Source organism: Marinoscillum sp. 108 (assembly GCF_902506655.1).
GTDB classification, from domain to species: Bacteria; Bacteroidota; Bacteroidia; order Cytophagales; family Cyclobacteriaceae; genus Marinoscillum; species Marinoscillum luteum.
Window position 1 is genome coordinate 3140764 of the sequence record NZ_LR734808.1, and the last position, 18197, is coordinate 3158960.

19 protein-coding genes are annotated in these 18197 nt (G+C 45.3%); 9 read left to right on the plus strand and 10 right to left on the minus strand.

Annotated elements, in window-relative coordinates:
• Window positions 1–37 precede the first annotated feature (37 nt).
• Complete coding sequence (locus GV030_RS12645; RefSeq protein ID WP_159582675.1) at window positions 38–2167, plus strand: hypothetical protein; 2130 nt, start codon at window positions 38–40, stop codon at window positions 2165–2167.
• Here GV030_RS12645 and GV030_RS12650 read toward each other — a convergent pair.
• The gene (locus GV030_RS12650) at window positions 2162–2362 is read right to left on the minus strand and encodes a hypothetical protein (RefSeq protein WP_159582676.1); all 201 of its coding nucleotides are present in this window, start codon (window positions 2360–2362) and stop codon (window positions 2162–2164) included. The genes GV030_RS12645 and GV030_RS12650 overlap by 6 nt on opposite strands.
• Before the next feature lie 156 nt (window positions 2363–2518).
• The gene (locus GV030_RS12655; RefSeq protein ID WP_255465379.1) at window positions 2519–3406 is read right to left on the minus strand and encodes a DMT family transporter; all 888 of its coding nucleotides are present in this window, start codon (window positions 3404–3406) and stop codon (window positions 2519–2521) included.
• Between the two features lie 158 nt (window positions 3407–3564).
• Between GV030_RS12655 and GV030_RS12660 the strand changes: the two genes are divergently transcribed.
• The 6 genes from GV030_RS12660 (at window position 3565) to GV030_RS12685 (ending at window position 9704) form a co-directional block, all read left to right on the plus strand.
• Complete coding sequence (locus tag GV030_RS12660) at window positions 3565–3993, plus strand: hypothetical protein (protein WP_159582677.1); 429 nt, start codon at window positions 3565–3567, stop codon at window positions 3991–3993.
• Between the two features lie 104 nt (window positions 3994–4097).
• Entirely contained in the window at window positions 4098–4430 is a 333-nt protein-coding gene (locus GV030_RS12665) for a PadR family transcriptional regulator (RefSeq protein WP_159582678.1), read from the plus strand.
• Window positions 4430–7120 (plus strand): ABC transporter permease, encoded by a 2691-nt coding sequence (locus tag GV030_RS12670; RefSeq protein ID WP_159582679.1) that lies wholly within the window; start codon window positions 4430–4432, stop codon window positions 7118–7120. Before GV030_RS12665 ends, GV030_RS12670 begins: the two co-directional genes overlap by 1 nt.
• 62 nt (window positions 7121–7182) lie before the next feature.
• Window positions 7183–8193 carry a tRNA 2-selenouridine(34) synthase MnmH gene (gene mnmH / locus GV030_RS12675; RefSeq protein WP_159582680.1) on the plus strand — a complete coding sequence of 337 codons (1011 nt, stop codon included), beginning with the start codon at window positions 7183–7185 and terminating at the stop codon, window positions 8191–8193.
• A complete protein-coding gene (gene selD / locus GV030_RS12680; RefSeq protein ID WP_159582681.1) occupies window positions 8193–9218 on the plus strand; it encodes a selenide, water dikinase SelD in 1026 nt (341 codons plus the stop codon). The genes mnmH and selD overlap by 1 nt, the downstream gene beginning before the upstream one ends.
• Before the next feature lie 129 nt (window positions 9219–9347).
• Window positions 9348–9704 carry an endonuclease domain-containing protein gene (locus GV030_RS12685; protein WP_159582682.1) on the plus strand — a complete coding sequence of 119 codons (357 nt, stop codon included), beginning with the start codon at window positions 9348–9350 and terminating at the stop codon, window positions 9702–9704.
• 240 nt (window positions 9705–9944) lie between these two features.
• Here GV030_RS12685 and GV030_RS12690 read toward each other — a convergent pair whose 3' ends face one another.
• Window positions 9945–10712, minus strand: a complete 768-nt coding sequence (locus tag GV030_RS12690) for an HNH endonuclease (RefSeq protein ID WP_159582683.1) — start codon at window positions 10710–10712, stop codon at window positions 9945–9947.
• 27 nt (window positions 10713–10739) lie between these two features.
• Window positions 10740–11294 (minus strand): hypothetical protein, encoded by a 555-nt coding sequence (locus GV030_RS12695; RefSeq protein WP_159582684.1) that lies wholly within the window; start codon window positions 11292–11294, stop codon window positions 10740–10742.
• Between the two features lie 72 nt (window positions 11295–11366).
• On the opposite strand from GV030_RS12695, the gene GV030_RS12700 reads away from it, so the two are divergent.
• Window positions 11367–11714: a hypothetical protein gene (locus GV030_RS12700; RefSeq protein WP_159582685.1), complete on the plus strand. Its 348-nt coding sequence runs from the start codon at window positions 11367–11369 to the stop codon at window positions 11712–11714.
• The gene (locus GV030_RS12705) at window positions 11686–12771 is read left to right on the plus strand and encodes an ImmA/IrrE family metallo-endopeptidase (RefSeq protein WP_159582686.1); all 1086 of its coding nucleotides are present in this window, start codon (window positions 11686–11688) and stop codon (window positions 12769–12771) included. The genes GV030_RS12700 and GV030_RS12705 overlap by 29 nt, the downstream gene beginning before the upstream one ends.
• Here GV030_RS12705 and GV030_RS12710 read toward each other — a convergent pair.
• From GV030_RS12710 to GV030_RS12735, 6 genes are all read right to left on the minus strand, one after another.
• Entirely contained in the window at window positions 12761–13702 is a 942-nt protein-coding gene (locus GV030_RS12710; protein ID WP_159582687.1) for a hypothetical protein, read from the minus strand. The genes GV030_RS12705 and GV030_RS12710 overlap by 11 nt on opposite strands.
• On the minus strand, window positions 13689–14402 hold the full coding sequence (locus tag GV030_RS12715; RefSeq protein ID WP_221413337.1) for a hypothetical protein: 714 nt from the start codon (window positions 14400–14402) through the stop codon (window positions 13689–13691). The genes GV030_RS12710 and GV030_RS12715 overlap by 14 nt, the downstream gene beginning before the upstream one ends.
• A gap of 110 nt (window positions 14403–14512) precedes the next feature.
• Window positions 14513–15487 (minus strand): thymidylate synthase, encoded by a 975-nt coding sequence (locus GV030_RS12720; protein ID WP_159582689.1) that lies wholly within the window; start codon window positions 15485–15487, stop codon window positions 14513–14515.
• Window position 15488: 1 nt separating this feature from the next.
• On the minus strand, window positions 15489–16457 hold the full coding sequence (locus tag GV030_RS12725; RefSeq protein WP_159582690.1) for an HNH endonuclease: 969 nt from the start codon (window positions 16455–16457) through the stop codon (window positions 15489–15491).
• A gap of 159 nt (window positions 16458–16616) precedes the next feature.
• On the minus strand, window positions 16617–17411 hold the full coding sequence (locus GV030_RS12730) for a DUF481 domain-containing protein (RefSeq protein WP_159582691.1): 795 nt from the start codon (window positions 17409–17411) through the stop codon (window positions 16617–16619).
• Between the two features lie 119 nt (window positions 17412–17530).
• Complete coding sequence (locus GV030_RS12735; RefSeq protein ID WP_159582692.1) at window positions 17531–18166, minus strand: lipoprotein signal peptidase; 636 nt, start codon at window positions 18164–18166, stop codon at window positions 17531–17533.
• Window positions 18167–18197: the final 31 nt, after the last annotated feature.

An 18197-nucleotide genomic window follows, 5' to 3' on the forward strand; every position in this document is an offset into this window, starting at 1 on the left:
GTTGTACACTTGCCATGGCTTTGCCATCTTTGCAGCAATGCAAAAAATCAAGTCAGCTATTTCCTTTGGAGCTTTTTGCCTCCTTATTCTTATTTCTGTATCAGGTTTTTCTCAAATGACCTTCCAGCAAAGTCCACTGCTGGAGGCGAAGATGTTCATAGATACCATGGAGTACTCCTGGTCACGGCATACCCTTATAAGAAATCAGAAGGAGATGCTGGCTTTCCAGTACGATCGGGAAGATGAAATAGCCGAAGTTTATTTGTTCTTCGACGGGGACTCTGAGGTGGCTGATATCGCCCTGATGCCCTCTGCTGATTATTATCCACTGGACTCCATCATGATGTTCAGTGATTATGCCCGATTCAAAGTCCGGTTCAATCAGCTCACTACCAGCGAATTTTTAAAATTCACCTTAGGGATCAGAGAGGATTCGGTGGTGAAGTACGTGGATATGCCACTATTCCCCTATACCAATACCTACGTGGAGCTATATCCGGGCAGTGAGGAACTATACATTGGGGAGGAAAAGGTATTTGAGCTGACCAGCAACAATTCTGAGAATATTCTGGTAGACAATCGCTGGACAGAGGGCTTGCCAATTAATTATAGAATGACCCGGGAGGGTCCAAAGCTTCTGCTGCATTTGTTGCCCAATACATTGGGCGATCAGCAAATAGTGGTGCCATTTACACTGAGAAAACCTACCATGGAGGCCGGGCGCCCCAAGTATCAACTGAAGTCGCTCAGCTATACCTTCAAGATCCGCTCGGGCCGGTTGGCCTTTTTGCAGTTTGATGCCCAGGAGGTGACCCCAAAAGATGACAAGAAGGAGGCCATAGAGGTCCAGATAGATAACAATCGGTTTCTCAGACTCGGGAAAACTTACCGAATTGAAGACCAGGAAGAATCCGGAGGAGCGTTGATCGCGGAGCTTTACACCAAAGCCCGACTCAACAATGACAAGGTACTTTGTCTCCTGCGGCCCTACAGCTACCACAGAAAGTCAGATGGCTATTTGTACATCAAAGACGGGGACGATGCGCGCTTTGTGAGTAATCTGGACATTACACCCAAGACCACTATCCAGGAGATCTTTATTCAGAGAGAAGGGAAGGACTGGCGGCGCGGAACCACCGTATATCCTGGCGAAACCTTAAACATCAAACTGGAAGGCGAGGGGCTGCACAAAGCTGCTTTTAGTTTTCCGGGCGCCAGCAACCTGGAGTATGATTCACTGATCAAAAATGAAAATATATCACTCTTTAGAATCAAGGTACCGCTGACCATCAATACCAACAACATTGAGATTTTTAATCACAATAAGTCCACTGGGAAAAGCCTCAAAGTAGAGGAGTATCAGCGTCCGCGACCTTTTGATTTCATCAACCTGGACTTTGGTGACCGGCAGCTGGTGGTGAGCGATATCGAAAAGCCGATCTACTATGAAAATACCCTTACGGATCTGGTCTTTGATTTTGACCGGGGTAAAATAGATGAAGGCAAAGACCTCTTTGGCAAGCAATACCTGACCATCAAGGTGAAAATTTCCAACAAAAAAGGAAACCTCATCGAGCTATACCAATTTGATGAAGTGGTGATATGCCCCGGAGAGACCTCTCCGAGGTTTGTGCATTATGACGATAAGTACTGCCGGAGCGAAGACATCAACCTGAATAATTTCCTCTCCAAGAAGACCTCTGAGTTGGAAGAATGGTCACGAATAGAGCTGGAGATAAGTCACGTGAAGTCTAAGTATGGTGGCGACGGCCGTACCAAGAAAATACAGATCCATCTGAAGCGGGATTATAATTTTGACATTGATGTGTCATTCCCTGCTGGTCTTTTGATCTTAAAGTCCGGTACCGGAAACTTTGGAAATTTTGGGGGACCCAGCTTTGCCATGATCGCTCAGATGAGCTTTTACCAGCCCGGCCGAATCGCTAAGTACAGGCCTTATAAACTAGGAGCCGGTTTCATCGCTATAGATGCTTTCAACTTTACAGAGAGTAACAGCCGGGATGTGGGTTTGGTGGTCATCGGTTCGCTCTACCCCACTTCCAGCGATAACAAACTGACCTTTCCGCTTTATGCAGGTTTTGGCTATCTGCTCAGCGAGCAGAAACCCTTCTTTCTGATAGGTCCGGGGATCAGGGTGAGATTATAAAGGAAGCGCTGAGGGCACTGCGTCCTCCAGCAGTACACGGATCTCGTCGTTACAAAAACCCATCTCCTGACCCATCATAAAAATCTGCTGTTTGTTAGCTGCTACTGAGTTTCCTTTTTTGATTGTGGTTCGTACCATTTTCACAAAGTCGTTGGTGAGGTCTTGCTGATGGTCATGTACTCTGAGCAGTGTCATAGGCGTGTTTTTTTGTGATTATGATAGCAAAATTAAGAAATTACTGACTTTTTTGCAATATTTTGCTTACTTTTTGCTAATCACGCAATCACACAAGCGATTTGTTAGGAATTATCCCAAAAGGCACCATCAAATCGTTTGATCTTTGTTATTTCTTTAACCCTTCTTTTTCTTTTCAGCCAAAACGATCCCGCCAATGATCACCCCTGCACCCAGGAATTGTGTCCATGTGAGGGTTTCGCCCAGAAACAGGTAAGCAAGGCCTATGGTGGAAATGGGTCCCAGGCTACCAAAGATTGAAAAGTCATTGGCCCCTAATATTTTGATGGCAAAGCTGACCAGATAGGAGGGAATGACCGTGGCAAATATGGCCATGGCCAGCCCGATCCAATATACCTCGGGTTGAAAGTCGAGGAGGCCCACAGGTCGTTGTAGGGAGTAGTGAAGGATCACCGCCATACAGGACACGATCATGGCGTAGGAGGTGAAGGCGGTGGCACCAAATTTGGGAATGAGCCACCCGGAACCCACCAGGTAGCTGGCATAGGTGAGGGCGCTCAGAAAAATGAGTACACTGCCCAGTATCACCGATGAGTCATCGCTGATGCTCAGCTCCGACACAAAGATGATCAGTACACCCAGGTAGGTCACCACCACTCCTATGACCTGTTTTCTGGTGATCTTTTTCCTGAGAAAGACAAATGAAATGAGCAACACCAGCGTGGGGTAAATGAACAAGATCAACCGCTCAAGACTGGCTTTGATGTAAATGAGGCCCAGAAAATCAAAGTAGCTGGCCAGGTAGTAGCCAATGAATCCGAAAAGAATTAACCACATGTAGTCTTTCCCGGCTACCTTTTCCTTGGGCCTGTTGAACGCTGCGATCACCACATAGATGGGCAGTGAAAAGACCATTCGAAACAGCAGTAAAGAGACGGTGTCTACTTCATACTGATAGGCCAGCTTCACCATGACGGCTTTACTGGAAAAAAGTAAGATGCCGGTGATGGCCAGGATTACTCCGAGGGATTTTTTTGGTAACAACGGATGCTGTGGTTTGATTCGCCGGCTAAGTTAAACCCCGCGGTTTATTCCGGTTGACCTTTCAGGCAACTATTTGACAGAAAACTAAACGGAATGTCACCATCCTTTGAGTCAACCCTTTGACAGGATGATGTGTCTATAGGACAAACCCAAAGACTATGAAACCGACATCCATCCTCATCCCTTTTATTTTGCTGCTGATCTCCTCCTGTAGCCAGTACGACTGCTGTGTGCTGATCGATGATGAGCGCTCACTGGTGGGCAAGTGGCAGGTATTTGAATATGGCTACTCGCCCGGAGGGGGATACATAGTGGAGCAAGTGCCGGACTCTCCCGTTCAGATCCTGGAATTCAAAGCCGGCGGAGTGTTTTCTTCCAATTATACCGGACTGAAGGATTTCAACACCTATCGGGTGCTGGTCGATAGCGCCACTGATGGCTACATCCTTTCCCTGGCTGAGGTGAGGACCGGACGCAAATCCAAAGAAACAGCAGAATACTCGTTAGTGGGTGAAGGCGATCACCTGAAACTATACTACCGATACTGTATAGAAGGGTGCCACATCGGCATCAAACCCCTCAGATAGCTTCTTTCTGCCCTTACGTTAAAAAGGGTTAAAGCTTTCATTGATTAGTTGTACAAATCAACAGGATACTGTATCATTGTATCTTTGTACAACTAATATTTCTCATGAAACGAGAATCAATAGGAGAATTGGAGGAGCTGGTGCTCCTCACCGTAGGGGCTTTGATAAACGAAGCATACGCCGTAGCCATCCTCGATGAGCTCCATCAGCAGGCCAACAGATTGATAGACGTGACCGCTGTACACTCTGTACTCCGGAGGCTGGAAAAGAAAGGCCTGGTGAGCTCAGAGATGAAAGGAGCCACTCAGGAGCGTGGTGGTCGCCGAAAGCGCTATTTTTTATTGACTCAGGCTGGCCGGCAGGTGCTGGAGGAATCCATGGCGGTCCGCATGGAGCTCTATCAGAAGTTACCCAAACTCACCTTTTCCGTTAGCTGATGGGTCAGGCTTCCACACAAGGTCATCTGCCCCCCCGATGGGCAAGCCGCTTTCTGGAGTGGTACTGCGATCCATACCTGTTGGAGGATCTCCAGGGAGACCTGCTGGAAATCTTCTATCGCACCACTTCTCACAAAGGTCCCAGAAGGGCCAGCTGGCAATATACCTGGTTGGTATTGCGCTCTTTTCGCTGGTCGGCCCTCAGAAAAAACTCAAAACTCAAAAATAACATCATCATGAATTCAGGACAACACTTCAAAGTAGCCGTCAGGGTATTATGGCGGGATAAGTTCAACACCATGCTCAACACGCTCGGGCTCACCATTGGCATTGTCTGTTTTGTGTTGATGGGATTATATGTGACTCAGGAAGTCACTTTCGACCACTTTCACACCAAAAAAGACCGGATCTACAGGGCTTGGTTGCTGGAAGATTATGGGGAGGGGAAGATATTTTTCAACTCCAATACTCCGGTGCGGTTTGAGAATTTGTTTGAGGAGAACTTTCCGGAATTTGATGAAGTGGTACAGTATCACCTGAGAAATTTTCCGGTGAGCCGAAATCAGCAGGATGTGATCAGTGAGCCGGTGGCGGTTATCAGTCCTGAATTTTTTGAAGTCTTTGATTTCGACCTGATCCATGGCAATGTGACCGAACCCCTGTCTGGCCGGTATGACCTCATTATATCCCGTGCCTATGCCGAAAAATACTTTGGTGACGAAGACCCTATCGGGAAAACGCTCCAGCTTCAGTTCGATGAAGATGTCACGCCGTTTACCATCACGGCGGTCTTGGATGATATACCACAAAGTTCGAGTATCAAGTTTGATCTGGCCATTTCTAATGTGCTCAACCGGGAGCTGATGGGAGAGCGCGCCCTGACTGCCTGGATGATGGTTGGGCCAGAGACTTACGTGCTCATGAAGGATCAGACAAGTATAGAAACGGTCAATGCCAAGTCGCAGGATGTGGTGATGAGCTACCTGGGCGAGGAGATGAACAGGGATGAATACAACATTGGGTTTCAGCCCCTCACAGACATCCACCTGAACCCCGAGATTCCGGCGGGCATAGCGCCGGTGAGCAACCCGGTATATGTCTATGTGCTCGGCATTATTGGTCTGCTGGTGCTGTTCATTGCCTGCATCAACTACACCACCCTTTCCATAGGTCAGTCCATTAAGCGCTCTCGTGAGGTGGGCATGCGTAAAATATTGGGTGCCGCCAAGCGAACCCTCATTTTCCAATACCTGAGTGAGAGTGTACTGGTGGCTCTGGTCTCGATGCTGGTGGGGGGCTTGCTGGCCGTACTGTTGATCCCTACGTTCAATCGCCTGACGGGAACTGAACTAGTCTATGTTTTTGAGATGTGGCATCTGGCCATCTTCTTCCTCATTGCCTTGTGTATTGGCACCCTGGCTGGGATTTATCCGGCCATTATTCTCACCAGCACCAAGGCACTTGCGATCATGCGTTCAGGCAGCACCTCCAGGGGTAAACACTGGGTGAGAAAAGTCATGGTGACTTTTCAGTTTGTGATCACCGTGTTGCTCATCAGCAGTGCGCTCATTATGCAAAAGCAGATCCGGTTTCTTCAGGATAAAGACCTGGGTTTTGAATATCAGGCCTTCGTGTCGGTGCCGTTGTTTTCCAGCTCAGAGTCTGGTCGTACCACCGAGCGGATAGCCTCCGCCAGGGCTAATGGAGCGCTGCTAAAGCCTAAAATAGAGGCACATCCTCAAGTTTCGAGTATTACCATGGCCAGTCATGCATTCGGCACCCCTGGCTGGGCCGCACTGTCTTTTACAGACGACAAAGGCATCTTTCGCACGTTCAGCATGCTGGCCGTAGACGCAGAATATTTGTCGGCTTTTGATATAGGAATCGTTGAAGGACGAGACTTTGAAAAAGGCAGCGGATTGGATGAGCGACAGTCTATTTTGCTCAACGAAACCGCCGTGGACTATTTTGGCTTTGAAAATCCGATTGGAAAGAAACTCCCCGGCGATAACTTCGGAGAACACCGGATCATTGGGGTGGTCAAAGACTTTCATTTTTCCTCCCTCCATCAGGAGATAGCCCCGCTGGTGATTACCCAAAATGTCCTACCTATGTTTCTGGGCATTTCTGACGCTGAAGTAAAGGATTCCATGATCCCAAAGCTACTCTTCAAATTTACCGGCTCGCAGCTTTCGCAGGTGCAGGAAATACTCACGGAAGCATGGGAATCAACCTTCCCCAACAGAAACCTGGAGTATACCTTCCTGGACGAAAATGTGGCCCGGCAGTATGAAAATGAAGCCCGACTCAATAAACTCATTGGCGTGGCTACGGTTATTTCCATCCTGATAGCGGCCATTGGCTTGCTTGGCCTCACCGTGCTGGTGGTGAATAGTCGGGAGAAGGAGATCGGTATTCGCAAGGTGATCGGGGCCTCTCCGTTTCAGATTTTCCACTTGCTGGCCCGTACTTTTTCGTGGCAGCTCATTCTGGGGGTGGTGCTTTCCATTCCCCTGACCGTATGGCTGATGCAACAGTGGCTGGAGGATTTTGCTTACCGGGTGGGGATAGGCGTAGACATGTTTGCGCTGAGCACCTTTATTTCCTTTTTTGTAGCCCTGGTCGTCATTGGTTTTCAGGCCTGGAAGGCTGCGGTGGTCAACCCGGTGAAGAGCCTGAGAACTGAATAAATCCATGCTCAATTTACCCTGAGAATGTTTGATACGGGAGTGCGTTATATTTGCGGCTCCACATGAAGCAGTTAGACCCTCAGGAATTTCTTTCACTCGGAGAAAAGCTCCCCATCATAGACGTACGCTCGCCCGTGGAGTATGAGCAGGGCCGTCTGCCCAATGCGCTCAATATGCCACTGCTGTCTGATGAGGAGCGGGTGATTGTAGGGACCCTTTACAAGCAGGACAGCCCCCAGGCGGCTTTCAAAAGGGGGCTGGATTTTATCGGTCCGAAGATGAGTGGTTTTATAGAATTTGCCGAAGGCCTTCAGTCTCAGGAGCTGCTGGTGCACTGCTGGCGTGGCGGCAACCGCTCACACAGTGTCGCCATGCTGCTGGAGACCAACGGGTTCAACGTGTCCATTCTCAACGGTGGGTACAAAGCATACCGCCGCGAAGCCCTGGAGTTTTTTGACCAACCTCTGCCACTGATGGTACTGACCGGCTATACCGGCTCACTCAAAACGGAGGTGCTCTATGCCCTGCAGGAGTTGGGAGAGCAGATGGTGGATTTTGAGGGTCTGGCTTGTCACCAGGGTTCGGCCTTTGGCCGACAGGAGTCGGAGGAGCAGCCTACCTCAGAGCAGTTTCAGAATTTGTTATTTCAGGAGTTTAGAAAGCTGGATCTTACTCGCCGTATTTGGGTGGAGGATGAGTCCATGCGCATCGGGAGGGTGGACCTGGTAGCAGAACTCTATCATCAGAAGGAGCAGAGCCCCCATGTATTTCTGGAAGTGGCCCGGCCTGTACGGGTCAAAAACCTGGTACTGAACTACCGCCATGTGTCGCTCGAGCGGCTGGTACTGGCCACCAAAAGCATACAGAAAAAACTTGGGAAAAAGGAAGCACGACAAGCCCTGGAGTTTATTGATCATGGCGATGCGCCTGAAGCAGCGGCGATCATTCTCAAGTACTATGACAAACGATACGGAAAGTCCATTGAAGGAAAAAGGGACCACATACGCCTGCACCTGGAGACCCAGAGCAGCGACCCTATGCAGATCGCACAAGAAATTTTATCAAAAATATAATGGAATATAAGCTCACACAATATAGCCATGGAGCCGGATGCGGCTGCAAAATAGCCCCTGAGGTACTGGACAAGATCATCAGCACTGACGGGCAGCCAATGCCTTTTTTTAAAAATCTGCTGGTGGGCAACGAGTCCAAAGACGATGCGGCGGTCTACGACCTGGATGGCACCACGGCCATCATCAGTACCACAGACTTTTTCATGCCCATCGTGGACGATGCTTTTGATTTTGGGGCCATAGCCGCCACCAATGCCATCAGCGACATCTACGCCATGGGGGGCACGCCCATCATGGCCATTGCCATTCTGGGCTGGCCGATAGACAAGCTGCCCATAGAGGTGGCCGGCAAAGTGCTGGAAGGTGGCCGCAAGGTTTGTGCCGATGCGGGGATACCCCTGGCCGGCGGGCATAGCATTGATGCCCCGGAGCCCATCTTTGGGCTGGCCGTGACCGGGAGGGTGCCAGTGACTCAGGTGAAGAAAAACGCTGCGGCAAAGCCCGGAGACCTGCTGTACCTGACCAAGCCATTGGGCATTGGGATGGTGACCACTGCACAGAAGAAAGGACTGGCCGACACTAAGGACCTGGACCTGGCCAAACATACCATGCTTCAGCTAAATAAGATCGGGCAGGAGCTGGCGGCCTTTGAGGGGGTGAATGCCCTCACAGATGTGACGGGCTTTGGCTTGGGCGGACACCTGCTGGAGGTATGCGAGGCGAGTGGCTGCGCTGCACAGATTGACCTGAGCAAGGTGCCGAGGTTTGATTTTGTGCAAAAGTACCTCGACCTCAACTGCACCCCCGGCGGCACCAACCGCAACTGGAAAAGTTATGGACACAAGATCACACTGGCAGAGGGGATGGACCATCGCCTGATCGCTGATCCACAAACCAGTGGTGGGCTGCTGGTGACTGTGTCGGCTGATGCTCAGCAGGCATTTGAGTCGTTTATGCAGGAGCGGGGTTTTGACCTGGAAGCTTTCGGTACCCTGGCGGAAGGTACGGGCGTGGTGGTTGGTTGATCACTCTTTGGAGAGGTGGCAGGAAATACTCAACTTTTTGTATATTTCTAATCATGGACGCCTCCAGAGACAATTACTACGGTTACAATAAGAATCTCAGAAAATTCGCTCACGAAAAACCGTGGGAATATGAACAAGGCTGAGGCCTGTCTGTGGAAGTATGTGCTGCGGGCTGGAGGGGTGAAGGGGTTCACTTTCAGGAGGCAACGCCCCGTTCTCAACTACATAGCGGACTTTATGTGCAAGGAGCTGATGCTCATCATCGAAGTAGATGGCATTACCCATACCTATGAAGAGGTTCAAAAAAACGACAAAATTCGACAGGCAGCTTTGGAAAAAGCAGGCTTTAAGGTGATCCGCTTTTCGAATGACGAAGTACTGCATAGCATCAACACCGTGGCGGCTACCATCGAGGAGGTGGCGAGTGCGATAATGATGGAACGGGGCATTGTGGCAAGAGTCAGGAAAAGGAATCGAGAGCAGTAGTCACCATCCCCCGCCAGCGGGGGAAATTCCATTCGGGGCCGGCATCAACTTCTCCTTCCTTCTCTCCATTGAAGCAGCGTACCTGTCCCCCTTTTGGAGGGGGATGGGGGGTGGCGGTGCGCTGATCTGTTTAAAAACAACACTACGTTTTGTGGGAAACGACGCTACGTTTTTATGAAAACAACACTACGTTTTTAAAAAACGACCTTACGTTTTTTTGGGAGGACAGGTGGTTATCCCTTATTTTCTTAATCTTTTTTCATTATGATATAGCAAAAAAGAAGGGTCAGGTAAGAATTTGGTTGGTGTTATTATCTCTTTCCCCTCAAAAGCCAGAAAATTCTTCTTAATGGATTGATTCTTATTCTTTTTCAAAGAGGGTGAAATAAGTATTTTATACTCTGGTGAAATGGAAATCAGACCAAGCTCAAAAGCCTTATCGTGAAGCCCATTCATAGCCAGTCCATTGCTTGGGTTTAATCTGTTTTTTTCATCGATACTCCACGGCACGATATGTCCGGCAATTAGGAGCTCTGGCAGGTTGATGCCTGTAATACAGCAAGTATTATTATAAGAAGCAAGAATGGTTTTTCTGAAAAAGGATTGGTTGATTCTTGTTTTTACAAATCTTTCTTTTTCTCCACCATCCAATTCTGAAAAGTCGGACTCTATAATAGGGGAAGCCTCTAAAATGCCTTTCTTTTTTCCAAGCAAAACCTCGCTTTCGTATACTGCCTGATCCCAATTGGCATAAAATTCAGCCCAAATTTCTTTGTCCAACTTGCTCGTATGATCGGCTCCTTTGATCCCACGGGCTTGGAGACTGGGATCGAGGCTAGCAAAATTCACCAGTTTATAAGCAACAGCGCCTGAAGTTCTTCCAAGCAAGCGGGCTAATTCTACAATATCTGGATTTCCACTGTGCATTTTGCCAAAGGGCAATTTGCAGTAGAGATTAATAGCTAGGATAAGCTCCTCTCGTGTCCAGAGTTGTTGGTGTTTTTGCATTATTAATATTGGTACAAGCGGCGATACCTAAATCTTTTGTAATTCAGCCATTATTTGCTCAGTTGAAATTTGTTCATTCTTTTGGTAATCAGATAAATCAACTTGAAGCTTCCGTGTAATTTGGCTTTTTGAGAACGCTCTGATAAATAAATCCCTTTCTTTTGAAAGCATTGTGTTATTATTTGAACTAAAGCTTTTTCCGTCTTCCCTCGAAATCAGCGCTTCATTATTAGAATCATACAACAGGATCAATTGGATATTTTCTTGATTTTTTCGTCGCTTCAAGTATTCCTTTTCAAGATCGAATATCCAATCTCCAGAATACCCACGATACAAGGGAGAGTATACGGCTTCCCCCAGGTGAGCTCGATTCAATATTAAACTTCTTAATGAATCGTCCATAACGAGGTTTAATAAATCAAACATATCCTTAAAATGTTCCCTCTGATAAGCTTCTGCATTTACTGAGCTGGGAGGGCCGGAATACTTTAGTACATGGGTTTTACCGCTTAAGGTCGTTCTTAATTCTTGAATTAGGGTGTCTTTTAAGCAATTATCCATTCCTTCGAAAATGTATATCATGGTAGATAGTCTTGCATAAGTTTGATAAATTCGCAAAAATTTTTGTTTCAATTCAACTGAAGGGCTAGTTTCTTGACAATTTCCTTTGAAAATATCGAATTATTAGAGGTTTGCGAAAAGGAGGAGCATGCTCTGAAGGCTTTTGGTGAAGAAACATCAAGAAGGTTATTTGCTCGTATATCGGATTTAATGTCCGTGGAGTTTGTTTCTGAAATACCACTTGGTAATCCGAGAACTTATGGGGAAGCTACAGATCAATTAATGATAAACATAGATGAAAATTATGTATTAGTCTTCGGCCCTGCACACCCAAAAAATCCCTATCTTGAGAACGGTCAGTTAGATTGGTCTAAGATTTATCGTATTAAAGTATTAAAAATCGAGAAGTTAAATGCGAACTCATACCTCTTTTCAGCCTGACTGGACATCCGCCCCAGGGCAAACGATGAAAGACATGTTATTTAACAAAGGAATGTCCATTCCCGAATTTGCTTCGGATCTAAACAAATCCGTTGACTTTGCGAATGGGCTTCTTGCGGGTTATGAAGAAATAAACCCGGATGTTGCTTATCAACTCCAACTAATCCTTGGAGCTTCCTCAAAATTCTGGCTCAATAGAGAATCCATTTACAGAAGTCAAATTGAGAAATTATCAGTATCACCCGAAATGTGGTTGTCCAACCTGCCTATTAAAGATATGATCAGGCTAGGCTGGATTAATAGAACCTCTGATATATACCAAGAATGCTTGAATTTCTTCAATGTCCGAAACGTTCAGGTTTGGAGTCAAACATATATTTCGTCTATTGAGGCATCTAGGTTCAGGAGGAGCAATACCCATGATTCGAAATTAGGTTCATTGATTAGTTGGCTAAGATATGGTGAAATAAAAGCATCTTCGACCAAAACAGGTCAATGGAATTCCGAAGTATTCACAAATAGATTAGACGAAATAAAACAACTAAGTCGAGTAAAGAGTCCTAAGGACTTCTTACCTCGATTAAATGAGATTTGTGCTGAATGTGGTATAGCCTTGGTAGTATCTCCAACACCTGCTGGCTGTCCAGCCAGTGGTGCGGTCAAATTTGTAAAAGATGATAAAGCAATGATGCTTTTGAGCTTTCGCTATTTGTCCGATGACCAATTTTGGTTTACCTTTTTTCATGAAGCAGGTCACTTAATTATGAACCATGGTAGCAAGACCTTCATTGAAGAAATCAATAATTCTACCGAGGATGAGGATGAGAAGGAGGCTAACCTATTTGCTGGAGAGGCTTTAATACCAAGCCCTTTAAGAAACGAGATGAGGTATTTGAGAAGAGATAAGCATTCAATCGTTCGATTTGCAGCCAAAGTTGGTGTTTCTCCTGGAATTGTCATCGGACAAATGCAATTTGAGGGACTAATTTCTCCAGCCTACTTGAATGGCTTTAAAAGGAGATATAACTGGAATGAAATTTCAGAATTTACCCAGTGAACCATTTGTAATTGCTAGGATCCTTTTGCCAATTGCACACTGAGTCCTCAAGAATTTGCATAGCATGTTGATATCCCAAGTAACTCGCAAGCGTGTCCATCCTCATTTGGATTTCTTTGATGTTTACATCAATTTTACCGCTCCCCCAGAAGAGTAACTTAGCTCCAGGTAAAGGCCCCGTGGCTCCCTTCATATATGTGGAATCTGCTATCATGTTAACAATTCCTAGTTTACTTATCATCGTTAGAAAATCGAATTTTCCTAACCGATTCATGCTAAGACCAGAAGGAATAGAATCATAAAACACCTTAAATAAGGGATTATCTGCTTCCTTGGAGAGTGTTTCAAGGGAATCAAATTTGGCAATATGGCTTCCGTTGTTTCCTACCCATTTAAAATAATTCGAAAAAACGAAAAGCGGTCCTTTTTTTGAGTTTGCTTTAAAACTCGTGTATCGGCGATGATTTGAGAAAACCCCCAGACTTTTAACTTCTTCTGCACGTTCTAACAACCAAGCTTCCAAGTCCTCTTTATTATGATATGCATGCTTCCAAGTCCAATAGGCAGGAGAGCTTCCTAAACCACTATAGAAGCCTCTCATCAGTCTCCAGCCCGAACTTTTACTTTTGCCAAAGTAGGTTAAGAGAAACACAAGCCACATTGCTTCATCAATATCCCCATTTCGTAAATGCCATGAAGCAGCCATAATTGGGTTAAAACCAACTGATAATGCATTTGTACAGTGACCCGTTAAAGGCTTCTCTTTAATGGTAGTTACATACTTTACTCTTCTAATACTATCAATCACCTGTTTGATAAAACACTCCATGTTATCCCCATCTGCAATGCCGGGCAGGGGAAATACTTCATTATCAAATTTCTCAAGTTGTTGCTTTAGTTGATTAACTAAAATCGGATCAAATCTTTTCATATTGTATACTTTTAGTAATCCAATTTCGGATTTCTTGTTGAACCTTGCTTGTCACACCAAAACTGCTTTGTATATTATGATTGAACCCTAAGATTCTAATGCTTTTATCGAGCTTGATATCCCCAACCTTATCTGTAAATCCTTGATAGGCAATACCCAACACATCATTCCCGTTCTTTCTTGGAAGATGCCAACCTGGCATTAGTGTTTCGTATAAAATTCCTTGAGATCTTGAATTAAATGCATCAACAACACCTCGACCATTTAATACTAATGTTTCAATGCTAGATGTGTTTAAAATTTTACCTAAACTGTTAATGGAAATTTGTAACAGTTTTGATCGCTGACTATTTGTTAATAAACCCCATTTTGTAGAAGTGGCATATGGAACAAGATCCAAATGACACGAATTACTCGTGGGGAAATAATAGGAATACTTACTTCCTGAAATCAAATAATCCAGTTTTTTGAACCAAGCGTCATACGGATTATTCTTAAAATAGCTAATACATTTACTAATGATAGCTGACAATTCCTGACTATTAATTTCTCCCCAATTCTGAATTTGGAGTGATTTCTTAGTGTGAAATCGTCTTGAGTACCCATCCAGTTCAATATTGTTTTGATCCAGGAACTCTAGATTACTTGGGTTTAATCCCACTGTGGCCAATGTTGATGTGCCAGGATCACCAAAGGACACGATTGGTGGGGCCCAATCGATTGCTGAAGTACTCCTTAGTTTCCCCTCCTCCAATGAGCATATTAGTTCCTTGAGTATATGCTTTAATTCTTCCGTACTCTTATTTTCTATCAAGATGCTGTTAGTATTCTTTTTTGAATATAATCATCAAAGATCTTAGAACTCATTGAGTTTTTTATTCTAATCAATTTGATTTTATCTCCCTTATGTTTGAACACTTCTAAAAGGCGAATGAGATCAAGCCAGTAGTCATCCAGTTCAAGTTTTGTGTAATTAATGGCCGCACCTTTCCTTATCTCGTTTTCAACCTCAAGAAGCTTACTCATAGATAAAACAGGGGATGTTGTTGGCATCTTCGGCATGCAAATTTTGGTTCCTTGAAGACCCTCGGAAAGGTAAACTTTAGCCTGATCTTTTTGTTCTTCATACATATGCAAGCTTGTCACGGAATGATAGTATGTTCCTAATTCGATATTAAGCTCACAAGCAATTAACTCTTGAAGAAAAGTGAAACAAAAAATATCATGAGCTAGTCCCTTAACAGCATCATTTGAACGCATATTAGTAAATAGATGTAGCCTGTTTCTTCTAACCAAAAATTGTAAAGTGCAAGTACACGGAATGTCCTTATGGTTTCCTAGTAAATCTTCGGCATCAAACAATTGTATTACTGCCTTCCTTGTATTTGGTTTTTGCTTTAAGCGATCTATGGTACTCTGAAACTGATTGATAGTTTCTCTAAAACTCATGAGCCTTGGTCCGTAACCACCATGGATTATCATTTCACCTGATTCGTTTGGCTCTGCGTCCTCACAATAGGGTGAGATGTAATACTCTATAAAATCAAGCTTATTAGTTCCAGAAAAATACCAAAGGACCTCACCCAAGGCACTGAAAGGCTTCCCACGTGTTTCTGACCTGCTAATTCTTGCTCGTGGGTTTGCGAGAACTAAAAGATTACCAATGACTTCACTCGTTGGTCCATGTCTTTTACTGCGACTGGTTGAAATATCAAAATCTCTAGCCAAGAGTTCATGAAACACTTGTGTGATAATTTCATCAATGGTTTGTGCTTCTACTACCATTCTAAATACTCTTATAAATAGTTAAGGAATGCCATTCCAAATTCTCAATACTGGGCCAGAATCGTTCATCGCTTGGTAATTCAAGTTTGTTTCCTTCTAAATTCTTAAGGGAATAATCTGATTCATTCTCAATAAAACTTGAAGAAACGATAACTGAAAAGTCTGAATTTATTGAAATCAAACCCCTATCAAAAGCACGATGAAGATTTGGGCAAAGGGCAATGCCATTTGTCACGGTATCATCATAGCTTTCACTGAATGGAATAATGTGGCAGGCATCAATCATGGAAATATTGTGGGGCGTATCAACTTGCATTCCTGAAATGCAACAGCGATGATTATATATTCTGGGTATTTCACGTTTAAACAGACTTCCCCTTAGGAATATCTCCTCATCATTGTTTTCATTTATCAATTGACGAATTGATGCCCTGTATTCCGCCGGAGGTTCATTTACTATTTGATCGTTTATTCCTGAGATCAAACCTCTTGCTCCCTCAGAACCGTCTCCAAATTTGCCCTGAGAATTAGGAAAATATTCGTCGAGCAAAAATTGTTTGAGAATCGCCCGATCCGTTTCGGAAATTAATAGCTCAAACAATTCTTTATCAATTTCAGCAAAATCAACAGCCGAATTTAAACTGGAGAAGCTTTTCACTAACGAGCCCATTTTATCAATATCACTAAACCCTGCTTTTGGTTTGAGTTTCCAAAAACTCTCACTCTTCATGTAATAAAATGGATAAGAAATGCGGCAATCGTGTGAAGTAGTGACTAGCGAACTCCAAATGGATTTGAAAAGAGCAACAAGTTCAGGAGTGATATAAACCCTTCGATTTAATATTTCCCCTGTCTGGTAAGACTCTATGATCGTAATCAATAAGATAGGTTTGTGGGGGGCAATTCCGTGCGATCTATCAACCCTTAATTTCTTAAAGGCTTTGAGATATTTTGCTATTAGTTGATTCATTATTTTTAAGAGGCTGAACTAATGTACGCACCTTTTTCAAATAACGTATCCTTTGATTAAAATACTATCAGGTAGAGACCTTAAGGAGAGTGATTTCCGTCTTGGTTAGTGGGTTGGGAGGAGATAACCCTACGGAAAGTGACTTTCTTTTTGACCCCCTCAAAACGAAAACTTAAACCCGTTGGTGAGGGAGTACACCAGCTTATTGATCGGGATGATGGGCTGGTCTTCGTACTGAGCGGAAAAAGACGTATTGAAGGCCAGGAGGTTGGTGAGTTTCACGTTTAGCACGGCCTCACCACTGATCCTGCTTCGGAAGACATCCGCTTCCCCATCATAGCCACCCTGATAGTAGGCCATCACGTTGATGTTCACGTGCTCATTGAAGGCCTGCTTATAGCTGATGTAGTTGGTGGACTTCAGGAGGTTTTTGTAGATGATCTGAGTTTCATCGGTGAGCATTTTCCAGTTTTCTTTTTCATACATCACGCCGATGCCCACAAACAGGCTGGAGTGCGCACTGCTGGCTAGCCGCAATCGCGTGTTTCCGCCAAGGAGATACCTCAGGGGCATCTTCCGGCCACCATCGTACTGTATCTGGGTGAAGAGCTCATAGGAGAGTAGCTTTTTGCGCAGAAAGTTGGTTCTGAAGTGTGCATAGCCCGTGCTGATCAGAGGCCCGCCGGTAGATTTGAAATAGTTGAGCTGGTTGATGAGGATATGGGCATGTTGCTTCCCGATGAAGGCCAGGTCGGCATCCGCCTCCAGGCCCGTGTAGGTGATGCTCTGCTCGGCGGTAGCGCTTTTATTGTTCAGGTTGAAGTCCACACTGGTGCTGCCCATCAAATAGCCGGAGGAGTCTGAGTCGATGCTTCCTTTGTTGACTTTGAGGATCTGTGCGTAAGTGGCCGTGGACAGTACCAAAATGCCCACTGACAGAAGGAATGATTTCATGTTTGTGGTATTTATGATCGGTAAAGCAAAGAAGTGCGGAGTGTCAGGAAACAATCAAACCTGACAGGTCTCTGGAACTTGTCAGGTTTTCTGATGTGCTTGTGCGGTGGTGCCTCCTATTACGGCTCCACCTTCACTTCCGTCTGGTCCGAACTTTCGGTTTCATGACCGAAAAAGCTTTTCTGAAAAATGAGGATAAACGTGATTCCCATGAAGATGGAAGCATCGGCAATGTTGAAGACCGGCCACAGGGCCATATAGTCCCCGCCCAGGATCGGCACCCAGTCGGCAATGCGGCCCTCCCAGATATCGATGTAAAACATGTCTACCACCTGGCCATAAAACCATGGGGTGGGGGCATCATAAGGTGCATTGTCCAGAAAGACCCCATAAAAGATACTATCTACCAGGTTGCCGATGGCACCACCCAGGATCATCGCTATGCAGATGAGCAACCCTTTGGAGGTTTCCTTCTTATAAAGGGTGTAGAGGTAATAACCAATCGCCACCATGGCGGCCAGCCTGAAGAGCGTGAGCACGAGCTTTCCATTGTCGATAAACCCGATCTGCATGCCAAAAGCCATGCCGGGGTTGGTGAGGTAGTGCAGCTTAAACCAGTCCCCAAAGATCTTGATCTGACCCTTGGCACCCAGGTCCATGTTGAAGTGGACAGCCATTTTCACCACCTGATCGATGGCAATCACCAGCAAGCTGATGAGGTAATAGATGTATAGAGGTGTTCGTTTTTTCTCCATTCTAATTTCTGGTATTTTAGTCGATAGCCTT

Bases quoted from the DNA above. Each gene is read 5' to 3' on its own strand.
- GV030_RS12645 (WP_159582675.1), top strand. From the start codon at position 38: ATGCAAAAAATCAAGTCAGCTATTTCCTTTGGAGCTTTTTGCCTCCTT.
- GV030_RS12650 (WP_159582676.1), bottom strand. From the start codon at position 2,362: ATGACACTGCTCAGAGTACATGACCATCAGCAAGACCTCACCAACGAC.
- GV030_RS12660 (WP_159582677.1), top strand. From the start codon at position 3,565: ATGAAACCGACATCCATCCTCATCCCTTTTATTTTGCTGCTGATCTCC.
- GV030_RS12665 (WP_159582678.1), top strand. From the start codon at position 4,098: ATGAAACGAGAATCAATAGGAGAATTGGAGGAGCTGGTGCTCCTCACC.
- GV030_RS12670 (WP_159582679.1), top strand. From the start codon at position 4,430: ATGGGTCAGGCTTCCACACAAGGTCATCTGCCCCCCCGATGGGCAAGC.
- mnmH (WP_159582680.1), top strand. From the start codon at position 7,183: ATGAAGCAGTTAGACCCTCAGGAATTTCTTTCACTCGGAGAAAAGCTC.
- selD (WP_159582681.1), top strand. From the start codon at position 8,193: ATGGAATATAAGCTCACACAATATAGCCATGGAGCCGGATGCGGCTGC.
- GV030_RS12685 (WP_159582682.1), top strand. From the start codon at position 9,348: ATGAACAAGGCTGAGGCCTGTCTGTGGAAGTATGTGCTGCGGGCTGGA.
- GV030_RS12690 (WP_159582683.1), bottom strand. From the start codon at position 10,712: ATGCAAAAACACCAACAACTCTGGACACGAGAGGAGCTTATCCTAGCT.
- GV030_RS12695 (WP_159582684.1), bottom strand. From the start codon at position 11,294: ATGATATACATTTTCGAAGGAATGGATAATTGCTTAAAAGACACCCTA.
- GV030_RS12705 (WP_159582686.1), top strand. From the start codon at position 11,686: ATGCGAACTCATACCTCTTTTCAGCCTGACTGGACATCCGCCCCAGGG.
- GV030_RS12710 (WP_159582687.1), bottom strand. From the start codon at position 13,702: ATGAAAAGATTTGATCCGATTTTAGTTAATCAACTAAAGCAACAACTT.
- GV030_RS12720 (WP_159582689.1), bottom strand. From the start codon at position 15,487: ATGGTAGTAGAAGCACAAACCATTGATGAAATTATCACACAAGTGTTT.
- GV030_RS12725 (WP_159582690.1), bottom strand. From the start codon at position 16,457: ATGAATCAACTAATAGCAAAATATCTCAAAGCCTTTAAGAAATTAAGG.
- GV030_RS12730 (WP_159582691.1), bottom strand. From the start codon at position 17,411: ATGAAATCATTCCTTCTGTCAGTGGGCATTTTGGTACTGTCCACGGCC.
- GV030_RS12735 (WP_159582692.1), bottom strand. From the start codon at position 18,166: ATGGAGAAAAAACGAACACCTCTATACATCTATTACCTCATCAGCTTG.